General features: G+C 71.4%; 25 protein-coding genes and 1 pseudogene. 12 read left to right on the top strand and 14 right to left on the bottom strand.

Annotated elements, in window-relative coordinates:
• Positions 1–302: 302 nt before the first annotated feature.
• The gene (locus tag ACWFR1_RS32640; RefSeq protein ID WP_453557639.1) at positions 303–1,262 is read right to left on the bottom strand and encodes a helix-turn-helix transcriptional regulator; all 960 of its coding nucleotides are present in this window, start codon (positions 1,260–1,262) and stop codon (positions 303–305) included.
• A 62-nt stretch (positions 1,263–1,324) separates the two neighbouring features.
• On the opposite strand from ACWFR1_RS32640, the gene ACWFR1_RS32635 reads away from it, so the two are divergent.
• Entirely contained in the window at positions 1,325–2,857 is a 1,533-nt protein-coding gene (locus ACWFR1_RS32635) for an MFS transporter (RefSeq protein ID WP_453557637.1), read from the top strand.
• Between the two features lie 127 nt (positions 2,858–2,984).
• Here ACWFR1_RS32635 and ACWFR1_RS32630 read toward each other — a convergent pair whose 3' ends face one another.
• Complete coding sequence (locus ACWFR1_RS32630; RefSeq protein WP_453557635.1) at positions 2,985–4,322, bottom strand: hypothetical protein; 1,338 nt, start codon at positions 4,320–4,322, stop codon at positions 2,985–2,987.
• Between the two features lie 280 nt (positions 4,323–4,602).
• Here ACWFR1_RS32630 and ACWFR1_RS32625 point away from each other — a divergent pair, with 280 nt between their 5' ends.
• Entirely contained in the window at positions 4,603–5,715 is a 1,113-nt protein-coding gene (locus ACWFR1_RS32625) for a glycosyltransferase (protein WP_453557633.1), read from the top strand.
• A gap of 59 nt (positions 5,716–5,774) precedes the next feature.
• Here ACWFR1_RS32625 and ACWFR1_RS32620 read toward each other — a convergent pair whose 3' ends face one another.
• From ACWFR1_RS32620 to ACWFR1_RS32600, 5 genes are all read right to left on the bottom strand, one after another.
• Positions 5,775–6,623 (bottom strand): DUF6227 family protein, encoded by an 849-nt coding sequence (locus ACWFR1_RS32620; protein ID WP_453557631.1) that lies wholly within the window; start codon positions 6,621–6,623, stop codon positions 5,775–5,777.
• A gap of 111 nt (positions 6,624–6,734) precedes the next feature.
• Positions 6,735–7,895: a P1 family peptidase gene (locus ACWFR1_RS32615; protein WP_453557629.1), complete on the bottom strand. Its 1,161-nt coding sequence runs from the start codon at positions 7,893–7,895 to the stop codon at positions 6,735–6,737.
• A gap of 9 nt (positions 7,896–7,904) precedes the next feature.
• Positions 7,905–8,471: an AAA family ATPase gene (locus tag ACWFR1_RS32610; RefSeq protein WP_453557627.1), complete on the bottom strand. Its 567-nt coding sequence runs from the start codon at positions 8,469–8,471 to the stop codon at positions 7,905–7,907.
• A 28-nt stretch (positions 8,472–8,499) separates the two neighbouring features.
• Positions 8,500–9,684, bottom strand: coding sequence for a low temperature requirement protein A (locus ACWFR1_RS32605; RefSeq protein ID WP_453557625.1), 1,185 nt, complete (start codon positions 9,682–9,684; stop codon positions 8,500–8,502).
• Between the two features lie 13 nt (positions 9,685–9,697).
• Positions 9,698–10,171, bottom strand: coding sequence for a sirohydrochlorin chelatase (locus tag ACWFR1_RS32600; RefSeq protein WP_453557623.1), 474 nt, complete (start codon positions 10,169–10,171; stop codon positions 9,698–9,700).
• Between ACWFR1_RS32600 and ACWFR1_RS32595 the strand changes: the two genes are divergently transcribed.
• The 9 genes from ACWFR1_RS32595 (at position 10,110) to ACWFR1_RS32555 (ending at position 20,410) form a co-directional block, all read left to right on the top strand.
• On the top strand, positions 10,110–10,253 hold the full coding sequence (locus tag ACWFR1_RS32595; protein ID WP_453557645.1) for a nitrite reductase (NAD(P)H) small subunit: 144 nt from the start codon (positions 10,110–10,112) through the stop codon (positions 10,251–10,253). The two genes, ACWFR1_RS32600 and ACWFR1_RS32595, sit on opposite strands and share 62 nt — an antisense overlap.
• 147 nt (positions 10,254–10,400) lie before the next feature.
• Positions 10,401–11,834, top strand: a complete 1,434-nt coding sequence (locus ACWFR1_RS32590; RefSeq protein WP_453557621.1) for an MFS transporter — start codon at positions 10,401–10,403, stop codon at positions 11,832–11,834.
• Positions 11,835–12,064: 230 nt separating this feature from the next.
• Complete coding sequence (gene pflB / locus ACWFR1_RS32585) at positions 12,065–14,311, top strand: formate C-acetyltransferase (RefSeq protein WP_453557619.1); 2,247 nt, start codon at positions 12,065–12,067, stop codon at positions 14,309–14,311.
• Between the two features lie 88 nt (positions 14,312–14,399).
• The gene (pflA, locus tag ACWFR1_RS32580; RefSeq protein ID WP_453557617.1) at positions 14,400–15,212 is read left to right on the top strand and encodes a pyruvate formate-lyase-activating protein; all 813 of its coding nucleotides are present in this window, start codon (positions 14,400–14,402) and stop codon (positions 15,210–15,212) included.
• 67 nt (positions 15,213–15,279) lie between these two features.
• On the top strand, positions 15,280–16,398 hold the full coding sequence (locus ACWFR1_RS32575) for an MFS transporter (protein ID WP_453557615.1): 1,119 nt from the start codon (positions 15,280–15,282) through the stop codon (positions 16,396–16,398).
• Entirely contained in the window at positions 16,395–18,719 is a 2,325-nt protein-coding gene (locus tag ACWFR1_RS32570) for a molybdopterin oxidoreductase family protein (protein WP_453557613.1), read from the top strand. The genes ACWFR1_RS32575 and ACWFR1_RS32570 overlap by 4 nt, the downstream gene beginning before the upstream one ends.
• Positions 18,720–18,726: 7 nt before the next feature.
• On the top strand, positions 18,727–19,326 hold the full coding sequence (locus ACWFR1_RS32565) for a 4Fe-4S dicluster domain-containing protein (protein ID WP_453557611.1): 600 nt from the start codon (positions 18,727–18,729) through the stop codon (positions 19,324–19,326).
• Positions 19,323–20,000 (top strand): QcrA and Rieske domain-containing protein, encoded by a 678-nt coding sequence (locus ACWFR1_RS32560; RefSeq protein WP_453557609.1) that lies wholly within the window; start codon positions 19,323–19,325, stop codon positions 19,998–20,000. Before ACWFR1_RS32565 ends, ACWFR1_RS32560 begins: the two co-directional genes overlap by 4 nt.
• A complete protein-coding gene (locus ACWFR1_RS32555; protein ID WP_453557607.1) occupies positions 19,997–20,410 on the top strand; it encodes a hypothetical protein in 414 nt (137 codons plus the stop codon). The genes ACWFR1_RS32560 and ACWFR1_RS32555 overlap by 4 nt, the downstream gene beginning before the upstream one ends.
• Here ACWFR1_RS32555 and ACWFR1_RS32550 read toward each other — a convergent pair.
• Positions 20,388–20,465: pseudogene (locus ACWFR1_RS32550) on the bottom strand (hypothetical protein); the annotation flags it as partial. The gene ACWFR1_RS32555 and the pseudogene ACWFR1_RS32550 sit on opposite strands and share 23 nt — an antisense overlap.
• A gap of 135 nt (positions 20,466–20,600) precedes the next feature.
• Here ACWFR1_RS32550 and ACWFR1_RS32545 point away from each other — a divergent pair.
• Complete coding sequence (locus ACWFR1_RS32545) at positions 20,601–20,822, top strand: hypothetical protein (protein ID WP_453557605.1); 222 nt, start codon at positions 20,601–20,603, stop codon at positions 20,820–20,822.
• Between the two features lie 19 nt (positions 20,823–20,841).
• Here ACWFR1_RS32545 and mscL read toward each other — a convergent pair whose 3' ends face one another.
• The 6 genes from mscL to ACWFR1_RS32515 form a co-directional block, all read right to left on the bottom strand.
• A complete protein-coding gene (gene mscL, locus ACWFR1_RS32540; protein WP_453557603.1) occupies positions 20,842–21,390 on the bottom strand; it encodes a large conductance mechanosensitive channel protein MscL in 549 nt (182 codons plus the stop codon).
• Between the two features lie 93 nt (positions 21,391–21,483).
• Complete coding sequence (locus ACWFR1_RS32535; RefSeq protein WP_453557601.1) at positions 21,484–22,017, bottom strand: hypothetical protein; 534 nt, start codon at positions 22,015–22,017, stop codon at positions 21,484–21,486.
• Positions 22,018–22,185: 168 nt separating this feature from the next.
• Positions 22,186–23,031 carry an S-methyl-5'-thioadenosine phosphorylase gene (locus tag ACWFR1_RS32530; protein ID WP_453557599.1) on the bottom strand — a complete coding sequence of 282 codons (846 nt, stop codon included), beginning with the start codon at positions 23,029–23,031 and terminating at the stop codon, positions 22,186–22,188.
• An 82-nt stretch (positions 23,032–23,113) separates the two neighbouring features.
• Positions 23,114–23,461, bottom strand: a complete 348-nt coding sequence (locus ACWFR1_RS32525) for an FmdB family zinc ribbon protein (protein WP_453557597.1) — start codon at positions 23,459–23,461, stop codon at positions 23,114–23,116.
• Positions 23,462–23,529: 68 nt separating this feature from the next.
• The gene (locus tag ACWFR1_RS32520; RefSeq protein WP_453557595.1) at positions 23,530–24,801 is read right to left on the bottom strand and encodes an MFS transporter; all 1,272 of its coding nucleotides are present in this window, start codon (positions 24,799–24,801) and stop codon (positions 23,530–23,532) included.
• A gap of 251 nt (positions 24,802–25,052) precedes the next feature.
• A complete protein-coding gene (locus ACWFR1_RS32515; protein ID WP_453557593.1) occupies positions 25,053–26,630 on the bottom strand; it encodes a potassium/proton antiporter in 1,578 nt (525 codons plus the stop codon).
• Between the last annotated feature and the right edge of the window lie 252 nt (positions 26,631–26,882).

The raw sequence follows: 26,882 nt of genomic DNA, 5'->3' as shown, positions 1-26,882 counted from the left end.
AAGGCGCCACATGGTCGTCGATGAACACGTACAGTGCCGCCAGAAGGGCGTCCAGGTTTGTCTTCACACACTGACCAACGGGCGCCCTTCGCCATAGTCGCGACCAGCACGAACATCGGACTCATTCATCTAGGTTGTTCGTCACACAACGATCTTGGACGCCCTGTCTGCGTTCCCGAACGCATCGTCAACATTCGGAATGACTCGTCTAGGGGGTGTTTCGAACTAGGAGGGACCCACGACGTACGGAGGACGTGCGGCGGGGCGCCGGGCGAACGGCTCCCCGCTTCCGTCCGTGCCGCCTACCCCCGTGTCGCCGCCGCGAGGCGGGTGGCCAGCTCGTCCACGTAGCCGTGGAGGACGGGCGGGCCGTGGATCGTGAAGGGCGCGTCGACCAGGGCCAGGCGGAGCGCCAGCCACTCGACGGAGTCGGCGGAGCGGGTGCGCAGGCGGCAGGTCGTCGGGCCCGTCGCCGTCGGGACCAGGTGGGACGGCAGCCGGGCCGTCACGAAGTCGGCCGGGGCGTCGAAGCTGACGTCGAGCTCCAGCTCGGCCTTGGCCCGGGACATCGAGCGGAGCAGCAGCTGGGCCGCGTCGCCGACCGGGAGCTCGCGCGGGGCGAAGCGGGCGCCCGTCGCGAGCGGGTCGCTCACCCGGTCCACCCGGAAGGTCCGCCAGTCGTCGCGGTCCAGGTCGTACGCGACGAGGTACCAGCGGCGCCCGGTCGACACCAGCCGATACGGCTCGACCAGCCGTTTCGACTCGGCGCCGTCCGCCGCCCGGTAGCCGAAGCGCAGCTTCTCCCGCCCCGTGACCGTGCCCGCGAGTGTCGTCAGGGTGGCGGGCGCGACCGTGGCGCCGTCGCCCCTGGTCAGAGGGAGCGTCGCGTTCTGGAGGGTGGAGACCCGGTGGCGGAGCCGCGCGGGCAGGACCTGCTCCAGCTTCGCCAGGGCCCGTACGGACGCCTCCTCGATGCCTTCGATGGCGTGTCCGGCGCCCGCGCGCAGGCCGACGGCGATCGCGACGGCCTCCTCGTCGTCGAGGAGGAGCGGCGGCATGGCCGTACCCGCGACGAGGCGGTAGCCGCCGACCGCGCCGAGGGTGGCCTCGACGGGATAGCCGAGGTCACGGAGCCGGTCGATGTCCCTGCGGATGGTGCGCGGGGAGACCGAGAGCCGCTCGGCGAGCTCGCTTCCGGGCCACTCGCGCGGGGTCTGGAGCAGCGAGAGCAGATTCAGGAGTCGTGCCGGGGTGTCCGTCATGTCTTCCAGGATGAGGCTCATCTAGGACATGTACTGGCCTAGATGACTTCTATCTTCTTCGTATGAGTTCACACGAAGCCGTCACGGATGCGGCCCCCCAGGACACGAGCGACAAGAGGCGGTGGATCGCCCTCGCCATCGTGATGACGGCCGCCTTCATGGATCTGGTCGACGCCACGATCGTCAACATCGCGATCCCCAGCATCGAGAACGACCTCGGTGCCTCCTCCGGGGCCATCCAGTGGATCACCGCCGGTTACGCCCTCGCCTTCGCGACCGGGCTGATCACCGGCGGCCGGCTCGGTGACATCTACGGCCGCAAGCGGCTCTTCCTCATCGGCACCGCCGCCTTCACTCTCGCCTCCGCGCTCTGCGGCGTCGCCGCCAACTCGGAGATGCTGGTCGCCTCCCGCCTCCTCCAGGGCGCGGCGGCGGCGATGATGGTGCCGCAGGTCCTCTCGATCATCCACGTCACCTTCCCCGCGCACGAGCGCGGAAAGGTCTTCGGCATGTTCGGCGCGATCATCGGCCTCGGCGCCGTCTCGGGTCCGCTGCTCGGCGCGCTGCTCACGGAGTGGAACATCGCCGGTCTGGAGTGGCGCCCGATCTTCCTGATCAATCTGCCGGTCGGCATCGCGGGCCTGATCCTGGGCCGGAAGTTCATCACCGAGTCGAAGGCGCCGAAGGCGCTGCGCCTCGACATCGTCGGCATGCTCCTGGTGGCGGCGGCGCTGCTGATGCTGATCTACCCGCTGACGCGTGGACGTGAGCTGCAGTGGCCGCTGTGGGGCCACCTGATGATGATCGGCAGCCTGTTCGTGTTCGCCGCGTTCATCGCGTACGAGAAGTACAAGGCGAAGAAGGACGGTTCGCCGCTCGTCGAGCTGTCGCTGTTCAAGGTGAAGAGCTTCGCCGCCGGCATCGCCGTGCAGCTGACCTTCGGTGTGGTCCTCGGCATCTTCTTCCTGGTCTGGACGCTGTACATGCAGATCGGCCTCGGCTGGAGCGCCCTGAAGGCGGGTCTCACCGGTGTGCCGTTCTCGATCGCCGTCTCCGTGGCCGCCGGTCTTTCGGTGCAGAAGCTGGTGCCGCGCTTCGGCCGCAAGGTGCTCCAGGCGGGTGCGCTCACGATGATCGCGGGCGTCCTGCTCTACTTCTTCGTGGCGGGCCGGTACGGGACCGGGATCGAGTCCTGGCAGATGATCCCGCCGCTGGTGGTCATGGGTCTGGGCATGGGCCTGATCGTGGCCCCGCTGACGGACGCGGTCCTCTCCGAGGTGCCGCGTGAGCACGCGGGCTCGGCGTCGGGCCTGATCAACACGACGGGCCAGATGGGCAACGCGCTCGGGCTCGGCCTGGTGTCCGTGGTCTTCTTCGGCGTGGTCGACGACTGGAACCTCGCGAAGGCTCCGGCCGAGGTGGGCGCGGCGTTCACGGACGCCTTCCAGAACTCGCTGGGCTGGGCGGCGGGTGTGCTCGCCGCGATCTTCCTGGTGATGTTCGCGCTGCCGGCGAAGCCGAAGCAGCACCTGGAGGGCGGCGAGGACGAGGACGTTCCGGCGGCCGTGGAGAAGGAGCCGGTGCTGACGCACTGAGTTCCTGGCGAGCGGGAAGGGGCGGTGCGCATCGCGATGCGCACCGCCCCTTCGTCATGTCACCTGTCGGTCATGTCACCTGTCGGTCATGTCGCTGTCGGGCATGTTGCCTGTCCTCAGGGGGACTTCAGTTCCGGGGGGCGAGGTTGCGGGACGCGCCGGGAGGCAGGGCCCGTGCGAACTTGTTCGCGCGGAGTGCCGCCGGGGTGGGTGTCGTCTGCTGAACCCAGGGTTGGTTCCAGATGAAGTCGGTGCCGGTGGTGTCGCCCACCGTCTGCCACACCTCCCCGGTCGTGGTCACGATCTTGACGTACGCCGTGTTGCCCTGGCTGTCGTAGGAGACGCCGCAGGCGCCGGCGGGGAAGTCGGGGTTCGCGGGGTCCGTCATGGTCGCGACCGCGTTGCTGAGGTCCTGCCAGACGATCGTCCCGCCTGCCGAGGGCGCCCTTCCGACGTAGACCCTGCCGCCGGTGAGCACGGCCTGCTGGTCCTGGGTGGCGGAGGGAGCGTAGAGGTCGATGTCGGAGCAGGGGCCGGTGGGCCCGGTGGCGCCTGTGGCGCCTGTCGCACCGGTGGCTCCGGTGGCTCCGGTTTCGCCTGTGGCGCCGGTCTCGCCGGTGGCTCCCGTGGCTCCGGTGGCTCCGGTGGCGCCCGTGGCGCCCGTCTCGCCGGTGGCTCCCGTGGCGCCCGTAGCGCCCGTCTCGCCGGTGGCTCCCGTGGCGCCCGTAGCGCCGGTCTCACCCGTGGCGCCCGTGGCTCCGGTGGCTCCGGTTTCGCCTGTGGCGCCGGTCTCGCCGGTGGCTCCCGTGGCTCCCGTGGCTCCGGTGGCGCCCGTGGCGCCCGTCTCGCCGGTGGCTCCCGTGGCGCCCGTAGCGCCGGTCTCACCCGTGGCGCCCGTCTCGCCGGTGGCTCCCGTGGCTCCGGTCGCGCCCGTCGCGCCCGTGTCTCCCGTCGGGCCGGGCGGGCCGGGCGGGCCGGTTGGGCCGGTCGGGCCTGTGGGGCCGACCTTGCAGTCGCCGTCGCCGCCGTTCGGGGCCGCCGGCAGGGCGCGGGACTGGTGGTCCTCGACCAGGGGGCGGATCTCGTGGTCCAGGAACCCCTGGAGGTCACCGGTGGCCGGCGGGCCGGCCAGGTCCGCGCTGCGAGGGCCGTTCTGCTCCCACGGCGGGGGGCCGTCCTGCTGCTCCCACGGCGGCGGTCCGTCCTGGTGCTGCTCCCAGGGCGGAGGGCCGTCCTCGTGGTGCGGCGGCGGTCCGTCCGGGTGCTGCGGGGGCCGCTCCTCGCAGTGGTCGCCCGTCGACGGGCCCGCCGTCGTCCTCTCCGGGGAGTCCCAGGCGGCGGCGGCCGCCGGTGAGGCGAAGCCCGTGAGGACGAGTGCGACGGAGGCGAGGGCCCCGCCGACGACCCAGGGGCGTCGTCGGGGCAGGGGACCGAGCGGGGACCTGGTCCTGGCATCAGGACGCATGCATGCTCCTTCTTCCACCGGCCGCGCGGCGGCCGGTCCGAGTGATCTCCGGGAAGCTCGTTCGCGCTTCCTGGTCGGATCATCGGATCGCGCATGGGAAGGCTTGACGGTCTCGCGGCACTCCCAACGCCATGGCGTATCGCTGCTAGCCGGATGGATGCGTACACGAAGGCGAATTTCGAACCGCCCGTCGGCGTGCCGACATCGCCCCCTCCGTGGGCGCCCGTAGGGTCGCCCACCCCCCGACAGCTCTCCCGCCCCCACCGGAAGTGGTGTTGCCGTGCAGCCGTCCATCTGCCTGTGCATGATCGTCAAGAACGAGGCCAAGGTCATCGAGCGCTGCCTCGCCTCCGTCCGAGGTCTCGTGGACACCTGGGTCATCTCCGACACCGGTTCCACCGACGGGACCCAGGAGCTGATCCGCACCGCCCTCGCCGGCGTCCCCGGCGAGCTGCGGGAGGAGCCGTGGGTGAACTTCGGCCACAACCGCAGCGCGAACATCGCGCTGGCCCGTGGCCGCGCCGACTACCTCCTGCTCCTCGACGCCGACCACGTCCTGCGGCAGGACGGCCCGCTGCCCGTCCTCACCGAGGACGCGTACATGATCCGCCACGAGGGATCCCTGGAGTACCGCATCAAGCGGCTGGTCAGGGGCGATCTGCCCTGGCGGTACGAGGGGGTCACCCACGAGTACCTGACGGCCGACCGGGACCACGGGCAGCGGAACCTGGACGCCCTGGTCATCGAGGACTACGCCGACGGCGGGTCACGCCACGACAAGTTCGAGCGGGACGCCCGTCTCCTGGGCGCCGAGCTCGACCGGGACCCGGCCAACCCCCGTACGGTCTTCTACCTCGCCCAGACGCTGCGCGACATGGGCCGCACCGACGAGGCCGTCCCGCTCTACGAGCGGCGCGCGGCCATGGGCGGCTGGGGCGAGGAGGTCTACTACTCCCTCCTCCAGTCCGGCGTCCTCCGGGCGGAGTCCGGCGACTGGCCGTCCGCGATGGACGCCCTCTCGCGGGCCTGGGAGTCGCGGCCGGAGCGGCTCGAAGCCTGTTACGAGCTGGTGGCGCGCCTGCGGAAGCTGCGCCGGTACCGGGCGGCCCACGCCGTCGTCTCCGCCGTCCTGGACGGGAGGCAGCCGGACGACCTGCTGTTCATGCAGCCGTGGGTGTACCGGTACGGGCTGCTCTTCGAGTACTCGATCACCGCGTACTGGACGGGTGACCACGCCGCCTCGCTCGCCGCCTGCGACCGGCTGCTCGCGCTGCCGGAGCTGCCCCCGGCGTACCGCGAACAGACCCGCGCCAATCGCGCGTTTGCCGTGGGGAAGCTGGCGGAGGCCGGTGTGGACGTCCCCGACCCCGCCCCCGACCCCGCGCTCGTCTGAAGCGGAGCCGGGGTCTGGGGTCGGGGCCGAGGCCGGGGTGCGGGGCCTGGGTGCGGGTGTCAGCGGACCCGCGCGCGGGTCTCCATCGCCGCGCGGGCCGAGCGCTCGTCCTCGTACACCTCGCACATGTGCCGGCCGTCCGGGGTCGCCGTGTGCTCGATCTCCCAGAGGCTGATCTCGCTGCCGTCGAGCAGCAGGAACTGGTGCTCGTAGAGGGTGAAGCCGGCGTCCCGGCCCCCCTCCACCGCGCACTGCCGCCCGAAGGCCTGTGTGATGTGGTGCGCGAAGGCCAGGCGGAGCCGCCGGGCCGTCCGCTCGCCCGGCCGGTCCGCGTTCTCCGCGCGCCGCAGGACGCGGCGCGCGTGGTCGGCGGAGTTGTCCGGCACGTACATCCGGGGCTGGGCCGGTATGGGGCGGGCGAGCAGGGCGCTCAGGAGCGCCATGTCCTCGTCGTCGTCGCTGTCGAGGGCGCGGCCGTCGGCGCGCTCCACGCTCCAGCCGGGCAGCGGACCGGCCGGCAGTCGCGAGGCCGCGAGCCGGGCCTCCGACTCCTCCGCGTACAGCTCGTGCTGGTCGGTGCCGTCCCGGCCGGTGTTGTGCGTGAGCTCCCACAGGCTGAGCGCGCTGCCGTCGGCGAGCAGATACGTGTGGCGGTAGGTGGTCCGGTGCAGCGACGCGCTGTGGTGCGAGGAGTGCAGCGCGGTGGAGTGGGCGAGCGCCGTGCCGAGGCGCTCGACGGTGGAGTCGGGCAGGTCGAAGGAGTTGAGCGCCCTGCCGAGAAGCCGCTCAAGGTGCGTCTCGGTCGTCTCGTACGGATCGTGAGGATCCTGCGGATCGTTCAAGAGGGTCTCCAGGCCGTCGCCGCATGTCACTTGATGCTTGCTAAACGTAGTCCCTGGGGCTGACATCGTGTCCGGGGTTCAGCAAAACGAAGGGCGCGCACGGGAAGTTCCCGCCGCGTTATTCGTCAACTCCCTTGTGGTTACCGGGAGTACGGGGAGTGGGGGAGGGCTGGGCGGTCAGGCCGGGGTCGCCTCGGGCGGCGCTCCACCGGACAGGCCGCCGGACTGGTCGCCGGAATGGTCTTCGGACAGTTCGCCGTACAGCTCGCCGTACGAGGGGAAGTCCCCGCCCGGGCCGCGCCGCCCGCCCGGGGCCGCGAGCAGCGCCCGGACGATCGCCTGGGTCACCAGGTCCGCGCCGGCCGCCAGGATCTCGTTCAGGGCGAGCGGACCGGGCTCCTCCGGCAGCTCCCGCCGCCCGGTGGCGAGCGCGAAGACCGTGTCCCCGTCGTTCATCAGGTGCACCGGACGCACCGCGCGCGCGATGCCGTCATGCGCCGTGCCCGCGACCTTCTGCGCCTGCGCGCGCGTGAGGACCGCGTCCGTGGCGACGACGGCGAGCGTCGTGTTCAGCGAGGGAGGGGCGCTCGCCGCCCGGGCCTCCGCGAGCCGCCGTAGCGCCGCCTCGTGCACCTCCTCCGCCGGGAAGTCGGGACCGCGCCTGCCGCCCTCGAACCAGCTGCCGTACGGCACGCCCGTCGCCGGGTCGACGGCCGAACCGACCGCGTTCACCACGACCAGGACGCCGACCGTGATCCCCGACTCCAGGACCGTGCTCGCCGTCCCCACCCCGCCCCGCAGCCCGCCGACGACGGCCCCGGTGCCCGCGCCGACCGCGCCCGTCTCCACGCGCGCGTGGTCCCCGCTCGCATCGGCGGCCTCCACCGCGGCGCGTCCCGTCGACGCGTCCGGCCTGGCCGAGAAGTCGCCGCCGCGTCCCAGGTCGAAGACGCACGCGGCGGGCACCACCGGCACCACATGGGACGGGTCGGGGCCCACCCGCACGCCGCGGTGGTGCTCCTCCAGCCAGGCCATGACCCCGCCGGCCGAGTCCAGGCCGTACGCGCTGCCGCCGGTCAGGACGAGCGCGTCGATCCGCTGGACGACGTTCCGGGGGTCGAGCGCGTCGGTCTCCCGCGTGCCCGGCCCGCCGCCCCGTACGTCCACGGCCGCGACGGCCCCGCCCGCCGGGGCCAGGACGACCGTGGTCCCGCTCAGCGCCCCGGGCCCGGCCACGCGCGCGTGCCCCACGCGCACCCCGCTCACATCGGTGATCGCGTCCATGGCGACGCGCACGTCCCGTCCGGCCCCGGCCGTCTCCTCAGGCTGCTGTGTCATGTCCTTTGCCTACCACGCGGCTTGACGCGACGCCGGTCGGTCCACGAGGAGCGCGCCGACCTCCCCCACGAGGGCGGCGAGCGCCGCCCCGACGACCGGCCGCGCGGTGTCGACGACCACGCCGGGCCCTCCGAGCCCCAGCGGACCCGGGTGGGCCGCCCAGGCGGCGACCCGCTCGTCGAGCTGCTCGGCGCTGAGCTCCCGGTCGAGGTGGCCGGGGTGGCGCTCGCGCGCCCGGAACCGTTCGGCGGCGAGCGCGGTCGCGCAGGCGCAGTGCACCTCGACGAGCCGGGCGCCGAGTGCCCGGAGCCGGGCGGGGGCGGTGTCGCGGTGCCACCAGTTCACGAGCACGGCGCGCCCGGCGTCGGCGGCGAGCGCGTACAGGGCGTCGTCGGCCGCCCGGCTCAGCCGGTGGCGCCAGGCCTGGTCGCCGATGCCGAGGGAGTCGTACAGCGACTCCAGGATCACGTCCTTGTCGATGACGGGGAGGTCCAGGCGCGGGGCGAGGGCGCGGGCCAGGGTGCTCTTGCCTCCGGCGGGGAGGCCGGAGACCACGACGAAGGCGCTGTCGGTCATGCCGTCACCCTGTCATCGCCTCAGCCTGTCATCCCCGAGCCCCCTCGCCCGTGCGGGTCGCCGGGTTCCGGGCGGTCAGTGTCACCCCGGTCGCGACCGTGGCCGCCGCGACGAGGCCGGCGGCGAGGACCGCCCAGCGGCCCGCGAACGTACACATCAGGATCGCGAACGACGCCACGGGCAGCACCATTTGCTGGGCGATGCCGATCTTGAAGTAGCGGGCGTGGAGCAGCCAGACGGAGAGCAGGAACACCGCCGAGGGGATCGTCACGGCGGCGGACGCGGCGAGCGTGGAGATATGGGCCTCGCCCACCGCCTGCTCGACGGCGATCTCCAGGCCCGCGCCGACGGCGGCGGCCGAGGCGAAGATGACGTAGTGGCCGTAGCCCCACAGGAAGCCCTGACGGCTGGAGGTCAGCCGGTCGTGGGCGGGCACGACGAAGTAGATCCACCAGGCGGCGAAGACGAGGAGCAGACCGCCCACGGCGATCGGCAGGAGCTCGCCGAGGGCGTCGTTCTCGACGACGCCGGACTTCACGGCGACGGTCGCGGCGGCGACGGTCTCGCCGAGCACGATGATGGTGAACAGGCCGTACCGCTCGGCGATGTGGTGCGGGTGCCAGGTGCTGGGGGCGTCCTTCTCCGCGTACAAGGGCACGGCCATCTCGGCGAGCGCCATGACGAGGAAGATCCAGCCGCGGGCGGGCTCGGGGGCGAGGACGAGCGCGAGCCAGCCGATCTGGACGGCGACGACCCCGCCCGCGTACCGCCGGCACATCGTCCGCTCGGCGGGGTCGGTGGCGTGGTGGCCGGCGCGCAGCCACTGGAAGGCGAGCGCGAGCCGCATGACGACGTAGCCGAGGTAGACGACGAGGAAGTCGTGCTCCTGGAAGGCGCGCGAGACGCCTGCGGCGAGGACGAGGACGCCGGCGATCTGGACGAGCGTGACGACGCGGTAGAGGACGTCGTCGTTGTCGTAGGCCGAGGCGAACCAGGTGAAGTTCATCCACGCCCACCAGATGGCGAAGAAGACCATCGCGTAGTTGAGGATCCCCTCGCCGGTGTGGTTCTCGGCGACCGCGTGCACGAGCTCGGCGCCGGCCTGCGCGACGGCGACGACGAAGCACAGGTCGAAGAAGAGTTCCAGGGGGGTGGCGGCGCGGTGCGACTCCTCGCGGGAGCGGGCGGCAAGAGGCAGGAACGGTTGTGTCATGTACCCCAGGACATCAGAGTGATTGGCGAGCCTCGCCACATGGCACGCGGTACGGGCGCGGCTCCCGCTCCCTCGCGCGCGCACCGCGCCACCACCAGCCCGGCCAGGCGCGGATGGTCGGCGAGCGGTTCCCCGACCGCCGCAGGAGCGTGCCCAGCTGCCGGACCGCCGTGAGCGTGCCGTCGTTGCCGCCGGGCCGGGAGGAGCCGGCCCCGGCGACGACGACCGCGTCGGCGGGGCCGTCGGCCGTCCGCTCGGCGGCGCGCAGCCGGTCGTACAGGGCGAGGGCCACCGCGTGCTCGCCGCTCAGCCCGCGCGTGACCGTGCAGTCGAAGTGGCGGGCGACGGCCGGGATGTCGACGGTGCGGTGATAGCCGTCGCCGAGGAGCAGCGGGACGAGGGACCCGTTCTCGGGGGCCGACGCCATCGCGAACGGGATCACGGGCAGCCGTGACGGGGTGCCGGTGGTGGCGTCCCCGATGCACAAGCAGGAGTTCGACCTGCGGACCGGGGTCTGCCTCGACGACCCGGAGGTGTCCCTCCCGGTCCTTCCGGTGCCCACGACCTGACCGGGAGCCCGGTCCTTCCGGTGCCTACGACCCGAGCGGGAGGGGACCTACGCCCGCCCGTCCGGCGACCAACGGCACTCACCTCCCCTTATGCCGGGGCGCAGCCTGGAAGAGCAAGGAAGGTCTGCGAAAAGGCAGGGAAGCGCCATGAGTTCCGTACTCCAGTCCCAGGACCAGGGCAGCAGAAGGACGGGCGGGCCGACTCCGTCGTACGACACGGAGCAGTACCGCCCCGGCAGGCCGATCGCCGACTGGGAGCCCGAGAACGAGCTCTTCTGGAAGTCCATCGGCAAGAAGGTCGCCACCCGCAACCTGTGGATCGCGGTCCCGGCGCTGCTCGTCGCCTTCGTCGTCTGGCAGGTCTGGTCGGTCACCGCGACCAACCTCAAGGACGTCGGCTTCGGCTTCTCCACCTCGCAGCTGTTCTGGCTGACGGCCATCCCCGGTCTGACCGGCGGCACGGCCCGGATCCTCTACACGTTCCTCGGCCCGATGGTCGGCCAGCGCCGCTTCACCGCGCTGTCGACGGTCGTCCTGATCGTCCCGCTGATCTGGCTCGGCATCGCCATCCAGGATCCGACGACCCCGTACGGCGTGATGGTCGCCATCGCCGCGCTCTGCGGCATCGGCGGCGCGAACTTCGCCTCCTCCCTCGCCAACATCGGCTTCTTCTTCCCCAAGGCGAAGAAGGGCAGCGCGACCGGCATCAACGGCGGTCTCGGCAACCTCGGCGTCTCCGTCGTCCAGCTCCTCACCCCGATCGTCATCACCTGGTCGACCATCGCGATCGGCTCCGCCCAGCACAAGGCCGACGGAACCCCCGTCTACCTGCAGAACGCCGCGTTCCTCTGGGTCCCGATCCTGCTGATCCTGGCCGCCGTCGCCTGGTTCGGACAGAACGACCTCACGGTGGCCTCGACCCCCTTCAGCCAGCAGAAGATCATCTTCAAGCGCAAGCACAACTGGCTGATGACCTGGCTGTACGTCGGCACCTTCGGCTCCTTCATCGGCTTCGCCGCCGCCCTGCCGATGCTGATCAAGACCACGTTCCCGGACTACTCCGTCGCCACCTACGCCTGGATGGGCCCGGCCGTCGGCGCCCTCGCCCGCTGGGGCGGCGGCTGGATCGCCGACAAGTGGGGCGGCGCCCGGGTCACGATCCTGTCCTTCGTGGGCATGGCCGTCTCCATCGTCGGCGTGATCAACTTCCTGCCCTCGGGCAGTGACGGCGGCTCCTTCCACGGCTTCTTCCTCTGCTTCCTCGCCGCGTTCTTCTTCTCCGGAATCGGCAACGGTTCGACCTTCCGGCAGATCCCGGTCATCTTCCGCGGCACCCACCTCAAGGGCCTTGAGGAAGGCACCCCGGAATACACCAGGGCGCTGAAGCAGGCGGAAATGGAGTCGGGTGCCGTCACCGGATTCACCTCGGCCATCGCCGCCTACGGATTCTTCTTCATCCCGGCCCTCTTCGGTTCGGTGGCCGTGACCAGCGCGATGTGGGGATTCGTCGCCTTCTACCTCAGCTGCACGGTCGTGACCTGGTGGTTCTACGCCCGCAAGAGCGCCGAGGCGCCCAGCTGAGCCCATCCCCGAACCCCTCCCTCCACCCCTCCCTCCACCCTCTCGGAAGGTCCCGCCACGGCGGGGCCTTCCGGCGTACTCGGACCAGGACCAAAGCCCGTCGACCGGTGACCAATGCCGACCGGAACGATCGATCGGAAGGAGTGAAATGGAGGTAGGCAACGACGCGATCGAATGAAGCGAAGAGGGCGGTGTGGGCAGTGACTGCGACCCCTGCTGAAGCAACGGCAATGATGAACGAGCAGGCCTGGAACGGCTTCAAGGGCGGGCTCTGGCGCGACGCCGTCGACGTCCGCGACTTCATCCAGCAGAACTACACGCCGTACGAGGGCGACGACTCCTTCCTGGCCGGCCCCACCGAGCGGACCACCGCCGTGTGGAAGGCCATCACGGACAAGTTCCCCGAGGAGCGCGCCAAGGGCGTCCTCGACGTCTCGTACGACATCCCCTCCACCATCACCGCCCACGCCCCCGGCTGGATCGACCGCGACAAGGACCTGATCGTCGGCCTCCAGACCGACGCCCCGCTGAAGCGCGCGATCATGCCGTACGGCGGCTGGCGCATGGTCGCCGGCGCCCTGGAGACCTACGGTTACCCGGTCTCCGAGGAGCTCGAGAAGGTCTTCACCGAGTACCGCAAGACCCACAACGCCGGCGTCTTCGACGCGTACACCCCCGAGATCCGCGCCGCCCGCAAGGCCGGCATCGTCACCGGCCTCCCCGACGCGTACGGCCGCGGCCGCATCATCGGCGACTACCGCCGCGTCGCGCTCTACGGCGTCGACCGTCTCATCGCGGTGAAGAAGGAGGAGAAGGAGGGGCTCAACGCCCTCCCCGCCGGAAACCGCTCCCTTGAGGAGACGATCCGCCTCCGCGAGGAGCTCTCCGAGCAGATCCGCGCCCTCGGCGAACTCAAGGCAATGGCCGCCTCCTACGGCTACGACATCTCCGGAGCCGCCGCCAACGGTCACGAGGCGATCCAGTGGCTGTACTTCGCCTACCTCGCCGCCGTGAAGGAGCAGAACGGCGCCGCGATGTCCCTGGGCCGGACGTCCACCTTCCTCGACGTCTACCTCCAGCGCGACATCGAGGAGGGCCTCCTCACCGAGGAGCAGGCCCAGGAGCTCGTCGACGACTTCATCATCAAGCTCCGTATCGTCCGCTTCCTGCGCACCCCCGAGTACGACGAGCTGTTCTCCGGCGACCCCACCTGGGTCACCGAGTCCATCGCCGGCATGGGCGAGGACGGTCGCCCGCTGGTCACCAGGACCTCCTTCCGCTACCTCCAGACCCTCTACAACCTCGGCCCGGCCCCCGAGCCCAACATGACCGTCTTCTGGTCGCCGCGACTCCCGCAGGGCTTCAAGGAGTTCTGCGCCAAGGTCTCCATCGACACCTCCTCCGTGCAGTACGAGTCGGACGAGCTGATGCGCCCGCGCTTCGGCGACGACACCGCCATCGCCTGCTGCGTCTCCGCGATGCCCGTCGGCAAGCAGATGCAGTTCTTCGGCGCCCGCGTGAACCTCGCCAAGACCCTCCTCTACGCGATCAACGGCGGCCGCGACGAGAAGTCCGGCGCCCAGGTCGGCCCGTCCACCGGGGCCCTGACCTCCGAGGTCCTCGACTACGACGAGGTCATGGCCAAGTTCGACGAGCAGATGGAGTGGCTCGCGAGCGTCTACGTCCACGCCCTGAACGTCATCCACTACATGCACGACCGGTACGCCTACGAGCGCATCGAGATGGCGCTCCACGACCGCGACGTGCGCCGCACCATGGCCTGCGGCATCGCCGGCCTCTCCGTCGCCGCCGACTCCCTCGCCGCCGTCAAGTACGCCAAGGTCACCCCGGTCCGGGACGAGACCGGTCTCGCCACCGACTACGTGATCGACGGCGACTACCCGGCGTACGGCAACAACGACGAGCGCGTCGACGGGATCGCGGTGCGGCTGGTCGAGGAGTTCATGCGGAAGGTGCGCAAGCACCCGACGTACCGCGACGCCGAGCACACCCAGTCCGTCCTGACCATCACCTCCAACGTCGTCTACGGCAAGAAGACCGGCAACACCCCCGACGGGCGCCGCGCCGGCGAGCCCTTCTCCCCGGGCGCCAACCCGATGAACGGCCGCGACACCCACGGCTACGTGGCCTCGGCACTCTCCGTCGCCAAGCTCCCGTACGAGGACGCCGAGGACGGCATCTCGCTCACCAACACCGTCACCCCCGACGGCCTGGGCCGCACTCCCGAGGAGCGGATCAAGAACCTCGCGGGCGTCCTCGACGGCTACATGGCGAGCGACGGCTTCCACATGAACGTCAACGTCCTCAACCGCGACGTGCTGTTGGACGCCATGGAGCACCCGGAGAACTACCCGCAGCTGACCATCCGGGTCTCCGGATACGCGGTCAACTTCGTCCGGCTCACCCGCGACCAGCAGCTCGACGTGCTGAACCGCACCTTCCACGGCTCGCTGTAGCCCCCCGGGCACGACCCGGGGCCGGTGGCCCTCACCCCCGGCCCCGGGTCGCGCCCCCCTCCGACACCCTCCCTAGGAGGCCCCTGCCATGACCAGCCTCACCGTCGGACCCGCCACCCCGGCCGCCGCGGCGACCCAGCGGCCCTCCGAGGGCTCGGTCCACTCCTGGGACCTGTCCACCGGCGTCGACGGACCCGGCACCCGCTTCGTCACCTTCCTCTCCGGCTGCCCCCTCACCTGTCTCTACTGCCACAACCCCGACACCTGGCGGATGCGCAACGGCACGGGGGTACCTCCCAGCGGTAGCCGGGGGAGCACCTCCGCCGACGACGTGATCGCCGAGGCGGGCAAGTACGTCCGCTTCATCGCCGCCTCCGGCGGCGGGGCGACCGTCTCGGGTGGGGAGCCCCTCCTCCAGCCCGTCTTCACCGGCGAGCTCCTGCACCGGATGAAGCACGAGCTCGGCCTCCACACTGCCCTCGACACCTCGGGCTTCCTCGGCGTCCGCGCCACCGACGCCCTGCTGCGGGACACCGATCTGGTCCTGCTCGACATCAAGTCCTGGGACCCGGACACGTACAAGAAGGTCACCGGGCGGCCGCTGCGGCCGACCCTGGACTTCGCCCGGCGCCTCGCCGACCTCGGCCAGGAGGTCCACGTCCGCTTCGTGCTCGTCCCGGGGCTCACCGACTCCCCCGACAACGTCGAGGGAGTCGCCGCCTTCGCCGCCGGCCTCGGCAACGTCTCCCGCGTGGACATCCTCCCCTTCCACAAGCTCGGCGAAGCGAAGTGGCAAGCACTCGCCAAGCCGTTCACCCTGCACGACACCCCGTCCCCGACGCCCGAGCAGGTCGCCGAGGCCCGTGAGGTCTTCCTCTCCCACGGCCTGCACGCCGTCTGAGGGACGTGCTCACCCCGCTGCCTCGCAAAACAGGACGAAACGGTACGTACGCCCTTACCGTGGCCGCGTGACCGAGCCACCGCAGACAGCCGAGCCGCCCCTCCCACCGGCCGAGCCCACCGCCGGGCCCACCGCCGGGCCCGCGCCGCGGACGCCCGCCGCCGTGCGCCGCCGCGCGGCCCTGACGGGCACCGTCGTCTCCGTGCTCCTGATCCTCGCGATCGTCTTCGGCAGCCGTCTCCTCCGCGACTTCGACTCGGCCCTCCTCCCGTACGCCGTCGCGACCGTCTTCCTCGCCTTCGGTGTCGCCTACCGGTACACCGTCTGGGTCTCCGCCCCCGGCGCCCGACGCCTCTTCCGGCAGGGCTGGCGGTCCTTCTCCTCCGCCGCGAACTTCCGCAAGGCACCCACCGCCCTGCCCCGGATGATCGCCACCTACCTCGGCTTCCAGAAGTTCCTCGGCGCCCGCTCCCACGCCCGCTGGGCCGCCCACCAACTCGTCTTCTGGGGCTGTCTGCTGGCCGCCGCCATCACCTTCCCCCTCACCTGGGGCTGGTTCACCTTCACCTCGTCCACCGGATCGGGACCCGGCTACGAGATGCGGATCTGGGGCCTCAAGGTCGTCGGCTTCGACGCCCTCAGCGTCCTCGGCTGGCTCATGTTCCACGGCCTGGACATCGCCGCCGTCCTCGTCATCGCCGGCGCCTCCTACTTCCTCTGGCGCCGCATGAAGGACCGCGGAGCCGTCACCGGCCAGCGGTTCGCCTACGACCTGGTGCCCCTCCTCGCCCTCGTCGTCATCTCCGTGACGGGGCTCCTGCTCACCTTCTCGTCGATCTTCCTGCACGGCGGCGGCTACGAGTTCCTCGCCATCCTCCACATGGTGTCCGTGGTCTTCACCCTCATCTACATCCCCTTCGGGAAGTTCTTCCACATCGTCCAGCGGCCCGCGGCCGTCGGCATGCAGCTCTTCAAATACACGTCCCGTCGCAAGGACGGGGACGAGATCCTCGCCTGCCGCCGCTGCCAGGAACCCATCGACACCGCCCCCTACGTCGAGAACCTCCAGGGCACCATGCGCGACCTCTCCCTGGGCTTCGACGAGTGGGCCGAGTACTGCCCCCGCTGCAAGCGCGTCCTCCGCGGAAACGCCTACCTCGACCACGTGAAGAAGGGCTTCAAATGACGGCCACCGACCCCGTGACCACCCCCGGGCAGCCGGTGCCGCTCGATCCCTCCCTCGCCCCGTCCGGCACCCGTGGCTTCCGCGACGCCGGCGGGATCCCGGCCGACCGCTGGCACGCCGACCAGAACGGCGAGACCCTCGTCCCCACCCACTGCTGCTTCTGCGGCGTCCAGTGCGGCATGTACCTCCGCGTCGACCGCGGCGGCAAGGTCTTCGGCGTCGAGCCCCGCAACCACGACATCAACCGCATGCGGCTCTGCCCCAAGGGCATCAACGCCTACCAGCAGGTCAACCACCCCGACCGGCTCACCGCCCCCCTCATGCGGAGCAACCGCGACGAGGAGTTCCGCGAGGTCAGCTGGGAAGAGGCCCTCGACCACACCGTCGCCGAGATCCGCCGCATCCAGGGCGAGTACGGCAACGACGCCTTCGGTCTCCTCGGCGGCGCCAGCCTCTTCTCCGAGAAGACCTACCTCGTCGGCAAGTTCGCCCGCGTCGCCCTCAAGTCCCGGCACGTCGACTACAACGGCCGTCTCTGCATGGTCTCCGCCGCAGGCGCCAACAAACTCGCCTTCGGTATCGACCGCGCCGGCAACCCCTTCTCCGACATCCTCCTCACCGACTGCCTCCTCATCGCCGGCTCCAACGTCGGCGAGTGCTTCCCCGTCATGACCCAGTACCTGTGGGGAGCCCGCGACCGGGGCGCCACCCTCATCGTCGTCGACCCCCGCGAGACGGCGATCGCCCGCACCGCCGACGTCCACGTCGCGCTCAAGCCCGGCACGGACTCCGCCTTCTTCAACGCCGTCCTGAACGTCGTCGTCGCCGAGGGCCTCACCGACGAGGCCTACCTCGCCGCCCACACCACCGGCTGGGACGAGGTCAAGAAGACCGTCGCCGACTACCCGCCCTCCCGCTCCGCCCGGATCTGCGGCGTACCCGAGGAGCAGATCGTCCAGGTCGCCCGCATGTTCGCCGGCGCGGGCAGGTCCATGGCCTGGCACGCCCGCGGCGTCGAGCACCACTCCCAGGGCGTCGAGAACTGCCTCTCGATCATCAACCTCTGCGTCGCCACCGGGAACATCGGCAAGCCCGGCGCCGGCTACGGCACCATCACCGGCCAGGGCAACGGTCAGGGCGGCCGCGAGCACGGCCAGAAGTCCGACCTCCTGCCCGGCGGCCGCTCCATCACCAACCCCGAGCACCGCCGCCAGATCTGCGAGATCTGGGGCGTCGACGAGGCCGAACTCCCGCTCGCCGGCACCTCCATGATGGAGATGGTCTGGCAGATGCAGCGCCAGGAGATCCGCGGCCTCGTCGGCATCTGCAACAACCCCTTCGTCTCCCTCCCGAACTACGCCACCGTCAAGGACGGATACGACACCCTCGAGTTCCACGCCCAGTTCGACTTCTTCCTCTCCGAGACCGCGGCCAACGCCCACGTCGTCTTCCCCGTCACCGTCTGGGCCGAGGACGAGGGCGTCATGGCCAACGCCGAAGCGCGGGTCGTCAAGCACAACAAGGCCCAGGAACCCCCGGCCGGTGTCCGCACCGACACCTGGGTCATGTGCGAACTGGCCAAACGGCTCGGCGCGGGCGACAAGTTCGACTTCCCGGACTCCCGCTCCGTCTTCGAGGAGCTCCGCGTCGCCTCCGCGGGCACGGTCAACGACTACTACGGCATCACCTACGAGCGCCTGGAGGAGACCGGCGGCATCGCCTGGCCCTGCCCCACCACGGAGCACCCCGGCACCCCGCGTCTCTTCGAGGACGGGACGACCTACCACCCCGACGGCAAGGTCCACATGCAGGTCGTCGAGTGGCACCCGCCGATGGACCCGTACAGCGAGGAGTACCCCCTCTCGCTCACCACCGGCCGGACCGTCGCCCACTTCCTCTCCGGCAACCAGACCCGCCGGCTCGGCGCCCTCGTCGAACAGACGCCCCGCCCCTGGGTCGAGGTCCACCCCTCCCACGGCTTCCGCAACGGCGACCCCGTCCGCGTCGTCACCCGCCGCGGCAGCGAGGTCTTCCCCGCCCTGGTCACCGAGGCCATCCGCCCCGACACCGTCTTCATCCCGTACCACTGGCCCGTCCCCACCGCGGCCAACGCCCTCACCATCGACGCCCTCGACCCCCGCTCCAAGATCCCGGAGTACAAGGTCTGCGCCGCCCGCATCGAGGCCGCCGAACGCGTCGACGAGGTCCCCGCACCGCCCACCGCCCCCGGACAGCAGGCCTACCCGGAGACCCAGGTCTCCCGTCTCGACCCGCTGCCGCCGACCTCCCCCCAGGGCCGCGGCACCGCGGAGAGGAGCTGACCCGCACATGATGGGCCGCACGATCTTCATCGACCCGGGCCGCTGCATCGGCTGCCAGGCCTGCGTCTCCGCCTGCCGCGAGTGCGACTCCCACCGCGGCAAGTCGATGATCCACCTCGACTACCCCGACGAGGGCCACTCCGTCGCCTCCCTTCCCACCGTCTGTATGCACTGCGAGGACCCGGTCGCCCCGTGCGCCGAGGTCTGCCCCGCCGACGCGATCCTCGTGACCGCCGACGGCGTCGTGCAGCAGGCCGACACCACCCGCTGCATCGGCTGCGCCAACTGTGTGAACGCCTGCCCCTTCGGCGTCCCCAAGATCGACCTCCAGGCGAAGCTCCAGATGAAGTGCAACCTCTGCTACGACCGCACCTCCTACGGCCTCGCCCCCATGTGCGCCACGGTCTGCCCCACCGGCGCCCTCTTCTACGGAACGCTCGAAGAGCTCCAGGCCGAGCGCCCCGGCGTCCAGATCGCCGACTCCTTCACCTTCGGCACGACCACCGTCACCACCGGCGTCGCCATGGTCGTCCCCGCCGACAAGGTCCAGTGGCCGGTCCCCGGGGGCCTTCCGGTGGTAGAGATCAACGGGAGGGACGTCCGATGAGCGTCACCGACCCGCAGCCGCCCGCGCCGGACCCCCGCGCGGACGCGGCTCAGGAGGCGCTCCGCGACCGGATCGCCGCCGACTCCCTCACCACCCGCCGCGACTACCTGCGGATCGTCGCCACCGTCTCCGGCGGCCTGGCCGTCGGCGGCGTCGCCGTCGCCTCCGGCATCCTGCACCGCCACGGCGACAGCGAGGGCGCCCCCGAGATCAGGAAGGTCGCCGACCGGATCGAACCGGGGGAGTCGCTCGCCTTCCGCTACCCCGGCGACGAGGACCGGGCCATCGCCGTCCGGATGGACGACGGCACCCTCGCCGGCTACTCCGCCGTCTGCACCCATCTCGCCTGCGCCGTGCTGTGGCGCAAGGAGCGGGGCAGCGAGGGCGAGCTGTACTGCCCCTGCCACGAGGGCGTCTTCGACGCCCGTACGGGAGAGGTCACCGCGGGTCCGCCGCCGAGGGGTCTGCCGAAGGTGCTCCTGGTCGAGCAGGCCGACGGCAGTGTCTGGGCGATCGGCACCGCCCGCTCGGGCGAGAGCGCGGTCGAGGGCTTCTGCCGCCAGAACGGCGACGACCGTCCGGGCTGCCCCGGCTTCGGCGCCGGCGGCCCGGCCGGCCCGAGCGGCCCCGGCGGCCCCGGCCGGAAGACGGCCGAGAGGAGTGAGCGGACATGAGCGAGACCCCGTTCCCACGGGACCCCGGCGCGCCGGAGGCACCAGGGGCGCCGGAACCCCCGCCGCCGCCCGCGTACACCCCCGGCAGTGCCCAGCCGCGCCTGAACCGGCCGGTGCGTGAGCGGTATCCGCAGATCCGGCCCACCAGCGGCTACGGCGACCCGCGGATCCGGCACACCGGTCCGGGTCCGGGAGCCGGTACGGAGCAGGAGCCGGAGCGCTCCTCGAAGCTGTCCGCCCGCCTCGCGCTGGCGCTCACGGCCGTCATCGGCCAGCTCTGGGGGCTGACGATCGTGGTGGACGAGTGGATGGCCGGTGACACCGGCACCGCGTGGTGGGGCGCCGGCTTCCTCGTGCTGTCGTTCCTGGTCGTGCTCGGCATCTGGCTCATCGACCCGAAGGACCGCTGAGCTGAGATCCGCTGAGCTGAGATCCGCTGAGCTGAGATCCGCTGAGCCGGGAGCCGCTGAGCCGGGACCCGCCGAGCTGAGATCCACTGAGCCGAGATCCACTGAGCCGGGACCCGCCGAGCCGGGGCCGGCGGCCGAAGTTCGCTGATCAGCGGGGTAGGGGGCGGGGGAGCGGGCGTACCCTGAAGGTATGAGCACCGCCCCCGCCCACGGACCGCGAGACGCCAAGCAGCCCGGCTCCCGACCCAGCCCCGAGAACACACCGAAGCCGGTCATCGTCTTCGACGATCCGTTGGACCAGCAGTCCGCGGACGACACGGACCGCGGGTGGGGCGAGCGGCCTCCGGCCGGCGGCGGCAGTGCCGCCGACCTCGCGCGCTTCCTCGACGAGAAGCCGCCGCACCACCTCTGATCCCGGCACGCTCCGCCGGTCAGGAGGTGGGGTGCGTCCCCGCGCCGCCGCCGGAGCCCGAACCGGATCCCGTGCCCGCGCCCGTCCCCGTGGAGGGGCCGCGCTGGGAGACGAGGTGGTCGCGGATCTCCTTGAGCACCTCCAGCTCGCTGATCTCCATGGTCTCCGCGACGCCTTCCTTCGCCCTGTCGTGTGCCGCGCGCTTGGCGAGGATCTTGGCCATCGGCAGGACCATCAGGAAGTAGACGACGCCCGCGGTGATGATGAAGCTCAGGACCGCGCTGAGGACCAGGCCCCACTGGAGCTGGACGCCCTGCACCTCGCCGTTGACCACCTGGCAGGTGCCCTTGATGCAGGACGAGTAGCTCTCCAGGTCCTTCGTGCCGAAGGCACCGACGACCGGGTTGATGATGCCCTTGACGACCGAGTTCACGATGTTGGTGAACGCGGCGCCGATCACGACCGCGACCGCCAGGTCGATCACGTTGCCCCGCATCAGGAAGGCTTTGAAGCCTCCGAGCAAGCTTTCCTTCTTCTCGGCCACCGAAGTGCCTTTCGTTCTCGTCATGTGTGCTGTGTGCGGAGCCATTACGCCGTGAACGGCGCAGAGGCGTCCAATCCGTACACACGGAACGGTGACTTGACAGTAGGTCAGTGCGAATCAGCACAGCGTCACCGCCAGTTGGGACGTGACACCGGCACCTGCCAGCGCCGCCGCGGTCGCCCGTGGCACGGACAGGACGACGAGTGCCCCTCCGTCCGAACGAGTCTCGCCCGAGCGGGGAACTTCGGCCACTCGGGCGCCCGTCGCCACCACCCGGGCCTCACCGGCGCCGCCCATCGGGGAGTTGGGCGCGGCGATCACGTCGACCCGGTCGCCGGCGCGCAGCAGCCGCACGGTCTCCGCGTCGGCGATCCGTACCGGCGCGGACACCAGCCGGACCGCGACGGCGGCGGGCGGCCGCGCCCGGGGCGTCACGGCGGCCCCCGGCGGCGAAGCGCCCGAGCGGGAAGCCGTCGTCGTCGCCGCCGTCAGCGCGGCGACCGTCAACGCGAGCAGCACCACCGGCGCGCGCCGCCCCCGGCGCAGCGCCCTGAGCGGTCCGCGCCGCCCTCCCCGGCCGCGTACCGGCTCGAAGGCGGGCACGACGCACTGTGCGGGAACGGAGGGGAGGAAGGAGCTCGTGGTCGTCATCGTGGGGTACCGCCTGTCCTGGTCGGGAGAAGGGCCGAGGAGGGCCACGCCCCACTCTCCCGGCCTCGCCGCGTCCCCGCTCCGGCCTGGGGACCACCCGCCACCTGTGGACAACTCCCCCGCCCACACGGGTGGTTTGAGCAGCCTCCGAAGGCACTCGAAGCCGCTCTACGGCAGCTCGATCCCCAGGTCCCATCCCTCGTGCGCCCGCGTGCACAGGCAGTCCCGGTCGACCGTCGCCGGGAGCGAGCTCACCGCGTCGAACAGCACGTCCCGCAGCCGCCCCACGTTCTCCCCGAACACTCGCAGCACCTCGGTGTGCGAGACGCCGTCGCCGGTCTCCGCGCCCGCGTCCAGGTCCGTGACCAGCGCGAGCGACGTGTAGCAGAGGCCCAGTTCGCGGGCGAGGACGGCCTCGGGATGGCCGGTCATGCCGACGACCGACCAGCCGGCGGCGGCGTGCCACCGGGACTCGGCCCGGGTGGAGAAGCGGGGCCCCTCGACCACGACCATCGTGCCGCCGTCCACCGGTTCCCAGTCCTGCCCCCGGGCGGCCTTGACCGCGACCCGCCGCCCGTCGGGGCAGTACGGGTCGGCGAAGGTCACGTGGACGACGTTCGGTACGGCTCCGTCGGCCCGCCGTTCGCCGTCGAAGTACGTCTGCGCCCGGGTCTTCGTCCGGTCGACGAGCTGGTCAGGTACGACGAGGGTGCCCGGCCCGTACTCCTCGCGGAGCCCGCCGACGGCGCAGGGCCCGAGGACCTGCCGTACGCCCACGGAGCGCAGTGCCCAGAGGTTGGCGCGGTAGTTGATCCCGTGCGGCGGGACGGTGTGGCCCCGGCCGTGACGGGGGAGGAACGCGACCTGCCGGCCGGCGATCGAGCCGAGGAAGAGGGAGTCGCTCGGGCTGCCGTACGGGGTGTCCACGGACACCTCGGTGACGTCCTCCAGGAAGGAGTAGAAGCCCGAGCCGCCGATCACGCCGATGTCCGCGTACGCATCATGGGTCGCCATGGCGATCACCCTAGACGGCGGCCCCGGGAAACACCGAGGGCCCCGTCGCGTACGGCGACGGGGCCCTCGGTGAGGAAAAGGATCAGGCGGCCGAGGTCGAGCTTCCGGCGCTCGACGACGACGAAGAAGACGACGACGAAGACGACGCGGATGCGGTCGAGGACGACGACGCGGCCGGCTTGGCGTCCGAAGAGGACGCCGAGGACGACGGGGTCGAGGACTTCGACGCGGCCGGCGAGCTGCTGGACGACGAGCCGCGGCTGTCGTTCCGGTAGAAGCCGGAGCCCTTGAAGACGATGCCGACGGCCGAGAACACCTTCTTCAGGCGTCCCTTGCAGCTGGGGCATTCGGTCAGCGCGTCATCGGTGAACTTCTGCACCGCCTCGAGGCCTTCGCCGCACTCGGTGCACTGGTACTGGTAGGTCGGCACGTGACTTCCTCCTGGCACTCACACTCATCGAGTGCTAACGACGATCCATACTGACGTATTCCGTGGGATCAGTCCACCGCCACCGGCACGCGGTGACCGATACCACGTGCCGCGACCCGGCTGGTCTCGTGCGGCTTCAGCCGCGACCGGAGGGCGAGGAGCGTGGCCAGGGCGAGGACGGTGCCCGCGGCAGGCACCAGGAACCCGGCGCTCGACCCCTGGGAGTCGGCGAGGCGGCCGGCGATCGTGACGGCCGCGGCCTGGCCGAGCGCGACGGCGCCGGTGAGCCAGGTGAAGGCCTCGGTGCGGGACGACGCCGGGATCAGGGTCTCGACGATCGTGTAGCCGGTGATCAGGGCGGGGGCGATGCACAGACCCACGACCAGGCCCAGGGCGCCGAGGAGGAGCACCGAGTGCGCGGTCCACAGGAGGGAGGCCGCGACCGTGAGGCCGGTGTAGCCGAGGATCAGGCGGCGGCGGGGGCCGGTCTTCCATGCGACGGCGCCCATGGCGAGGCCCGCGAGCATGTTGCCGGCGGCGAAGATCCCGTACAGCAGGCCGTTGGCGCCGGGGTTGCCGATCTCCTCGGTGAAGGCGGTCAGGGAGACCTGCATGCCGCCGAAGACGGCGCCGATGCCGAGGAAGGCGACGATCAGGACGCGGACGCCGGGGATGGAGAGGGCCGAGCGGGCCGGGCCGGCGGCGGTGGCCGCGGAGATCCCGTACGGGGGCTGGGTGGCGCGCTGCGCGGCGAAGAACAGGCCGCCGACGAGGGTGAGGGCGGCCTCGGCGATCAGGCCCGCGGCCGGGTGGATGCCGGTGCACAGGGCGGTCGCGAGGACGGGGCCGACGACGAAGGTGAACTCGTCGGTCACGGACTCGAAGGCCGCGGCCGTCGGCATCAGCGGGGTGCCGTCGAGCTTGGCCGCCCACCGGGCCCGGACCATCGGTCCGACCTGGGGTACGGAGGCGCCGGCGGGCACGGCGGCCAGGAACAGCGCCCACAGCGGGGCGCCGCTCAGGGCGAGGGCCACGAGCAGCGAGACCGAGGCGGTGTGGACGAGGACGCCGGGGATCAGGACGGCGCGCTGACCGAAGCGGTCGGCGAGCTTGCCGCTCTGCGGGGCGAAGACCGCCATGGAGACGCCGGTGACGGCGGCGACCGCGCCCGCGCTGCCGAAGGATCCGGTGGTGTGCTGGACGAGCAGGACGATGCCGATGGTCAGCATCGCGAAGGGCTGCCGGGCGGCGAAGCCGGGGAGCAGGAAGGACAGCGCACCGGGGGTGCGCAGAAGCTGCCCGTAGCCGGGTCGCTTGTCCGAGATGACCGTGGACGCCACGGTCCTGGCCTTTCTGCCGCCTGGTAGCGCGCCCCGGCACGGTGGTGCGGGTGTCGCCGAGAGCTGTCCTCATGCGCGTTACTGCGGTAGATACCGGGCCGGCCCCACTGCGGAGGGGCGCCTCGGCCGCCATACGGTCGCGCCAGCTCTGCGTCAGGCAGAGTTGGTTCGATCAGGTGTGCCTTCATGGTACAGGGAAGAGCGTCTTCCCGCCTGGGAAAACGCTCCCGCACCTGAATTAATGCCTGCGATCAACCGGATGTTTTCTTCTGAGGGCCCCGAGAGCGGTGCCCGTGGCCGGTCCCGTGGCCGCTCCCGCCGCTCCCGTGGCCGCCCGGGAGGTGGAAGCGCGTCGCTGTCTGCGCGTGCGCCCTGGCCTCCGCGGAGCCTCCCGTGCCGAGCCAGCCGGCGAGCTTGCCGCCCTGGCCGACCGCGCGCAGGCGCCGCTCCGTGGCGTCCCGCACCGGGTCGGTCGCGACGACGAGGAGCTCGTCGCCGCGCCGCAGGACGGTCGCCGGACCCGGTACGAAGCTCTTCTCCTCGCGTACGACGAGGGTGACCGCCGCTCCGGCGGGCAGCCGCAGCTCCGCGACCTCGACGCCGTGCATCCGCGAGGCCTCGGGGATGGCGACGGAGAGCAGGTGCCCGCGCAGTCGCTCCAGGGGGGCCGACTCGACGCCGAGGTCGGCGGCCTCGGAGGAGTCGCCCAGCTTCAGCGCCCTGGCCAGCCAGGGCAGGGTCGGGCCCTGGACGAGGGTGTAGACGACGACGAGGACGAAGACGATGTTGAAGATCCGCTCGCTGCCCTCGATCTGCGACACCATCGGGATGGTGGCGAGGATGATGGGGACGGCTCCGCGCAGCCCGGCCCAGGACATCAGGGCCTGCTCCTGCCAGGGGATCCGGAAGGGCGCCAGGCTGACCAGGACCTCCATCGGCCGCGCGACCATCGTCAGGACGAGGCCGATGACGACGGCGGGCCAGAAGTCGTGGACGAGCTCGTGCGGGGTGACGAGCAGGCCGAGCAGGACGAACATGCCGATCTGCGCGATCCAGCCGAGCCCCTCGGCGAAGCCGCGGTTGGCCGGCGCGTGCGGCAGCTTGGCGTTGCCGAGGACCATCGCGGCCAGATAGACGGCGAGGAAGCCGGAGCCGTGGGCCAGGGCGCCCGCCGCGTACGCCACGACCGCGATGGCCATGACGGCGATCGGGTAGAGGCCGGAGGCGGGCAGGGCGATGTGCCGCAGGCCGTACGCGCCGAGGAAGCCGACGGCCAGACCGACGGCGACGCCGATGGCGAGCTCCAGGGCGATCGTGCCGACCAGGACGTACCAGGCGTCGACGGGGCCCGCGGTGGAGAAGGCGACGACGAGGATGACGACGGGGGCGTCGTTGAAGCCGGACTCGGCCTCCAGGACGCCGGTGACCCGGGAGGGCAGCGGCACCTTGCGCAGGACGGAGAAGACCGCGGCGGCGTCGGTGGACGAGACGACGGCGCCGATGATCAGCGCCTGCTGCCATTCGAGACCGACGAGGTAGTGGGCGGCCGTGGCCGTGATGCCGACGCTGACGGCGACGCCGACCGTGGAGAGGACGACGGCGGCGGGCAGTGCCGGCTTGATCTCCTTCCACTTCGTGCCGAGGCCACCCTCGGCGAGGATCACGACGAGGGCGGCGTAGCCGATGACCTGGGTCAGTTCGGCGTTGTCGAAGGCGACGTTGCCGATGCCGTCCTGCCCTATCGCGATGCCGATCCCGAGGTACAGCAACAGGCTGGGGAGCCCGCTCCGGGACGAGATCCGTACGGCCGCGACGGCGATCAGCAACACGAGGGAGCAGATGAGCAGGAGTTCGTTGAGCTGGTGGACAGTCAGTGGCCGATCCTTCCCCTCGCGTGCAGCTGGATCGTTCCTCCAGCGGCCGACACTTCGTTACCTTACCTAATCTTTAACGTTTTCTTGACGCCTCCTTTGCGACAGGTCGCTCATCAGTACGGTTCTCTTCCTGACACCGAGTCCGGGCCCTCCGGGGGCTGCGCCTAAGGTTGCTCCCGTACTCCAGGACCACCCTGCCCCTCGAAG

The sequence above is a fragment of the Streptomyces sp. NPDC055103 genome, from assembly GCF_053607625.1.
The sequence above is the reverse complement of the archived record's forward strand: the minus strand, read 5'-3'. Positions and strand labels throughout refer to the sequence as shown.

Bases quoted from the DNA above. Each gene is read 5' to 3' on its own strand.
- ACWFR1_RS32535 (WP_453557601.1), bottom strand. From the start codon at position 22,017: ATGACGACCACGAGCTCCTTCCTCCCCTCCGTTCCCGCACAGTGCGTC.
- ACWFR1_RS32530 (WP_453557599.1), bottom strand. From the start codon at position 23,031: ATGGCGACCCATGATGCGTACGCGGACATCGGCGTGATCGGCGGCTCG.
- ACWFR1_RS32590 (WP_453557621.1), top strand. From the start codon at position 10,401: ATGAGTTCCGTACTCCAGTCCCAGGACCAGGGCAGCAGAAGGACGGGC.
- ACWFR1_RS32570 (WP_453557613.1), top strand. From the start codon at position 16,395: ATGACGGCCACCGACCCCGTGACCACCCCCGGGCAGCCGGTGCCGCTC.
- ACWFR1_RS32555 (WP_453557607.1), top strand. From the start codon at position 19,997: ATGAGCGAGACCCCGTTCCCACGGGACCCCGGCGCGCCGGAGGCACCA.
- ACWFR1_RS32545 (WP_453557605.1), top strand. From the start codon at position 20,601: ATGAGCACCGCCCCCGCCCACGGACCGCGAGACGCCAAGCAGCCCGGC.
- ACWFR1_RS32565 (WP_453557611.1), top strand. From the start codon at position 18,727: ATGATGGGCCGCACGATCTTCATCGACCCGGGCCGCTGCATCGGCTGC.
- ACWFR1_RS32630 (WP_453557635.1), bottom strand. From the start codon at position 4,322: ATGCGTCCTGATGCCAGGACCAGGTCCCCGCTCGGTCCCCTGCCCCGA.
- pflB (WP_453557619.1), top strand. From the start codon at position 12,065: ATGATGAACGAGCAGGCCTGGAACGGCTTCAAGGGCGGGCTCTGGCGC.
- pflA (WP_453557617.1), top strand. From the start codon at position 14,400: ATGACCAGCCTCACCGTCGGACCCGCCACCCCGGCCGCCGCGGCGACC.
- ACWFR1_RS32620 (WP_453557631.1), bottom strand. From the start codon at position 6,623: ATGTCAGCCCCAGGGACTACGTTTAGCAAGCATCAAGTGACATGCGGC.
- ACWFR1_RS32615 (WP_453557629.1), bottom strand. From the start codon at position 7,895: ATGACACAGCAGCCTGAGGAGACGGCCGGGGCCGGACGGGACGTGCGC.
- ACWFR1_RS32605 (WP_453557625.1), bottom strand. From the start codon at position 9,684: ATGACACAACCGTTCCTGCCTCTTGCCGCCCGCTCCCGCGAGGAGTCG.
- ACWFR1_RS32610 (WP_453557627.1), bottom strand. From the start codon at position 8,471: ATGACCGACAGCGCCTTCGTCGTGGTCTCCGGCCTCCCCGCCGGAGGC.
- ACWFR1_RS32635 (WP_453557637.1), top strand. From the start codon at position 1,325: ATGAGTTCACACGAAGCCGTCACGGATGCGGCCCCCCAGGACACGAGC.
- ACWFR1_RS32640 (WP_453557639.1), bottom strand. From the start codon at position 1,262: ATGACGGACACCCCGGCACGACTCCTGAATCTGCTCTCGCTGCTCCAG.
- ACWFR1_RS32560 (WP_453557609.1), top strand. From the start codon at position 19,323: ATGAGCGTCACCGACCCGCAGCCGCCCGCGCCGGACCCCCGCGCGGAC.
- mscL (WP_453557603.1), bottom strand. From the start codon at position 21,390: ATGACGAGAACGAAAGGCACTTCGGTGGCCGAGAAGAAGGAAAGCTTG.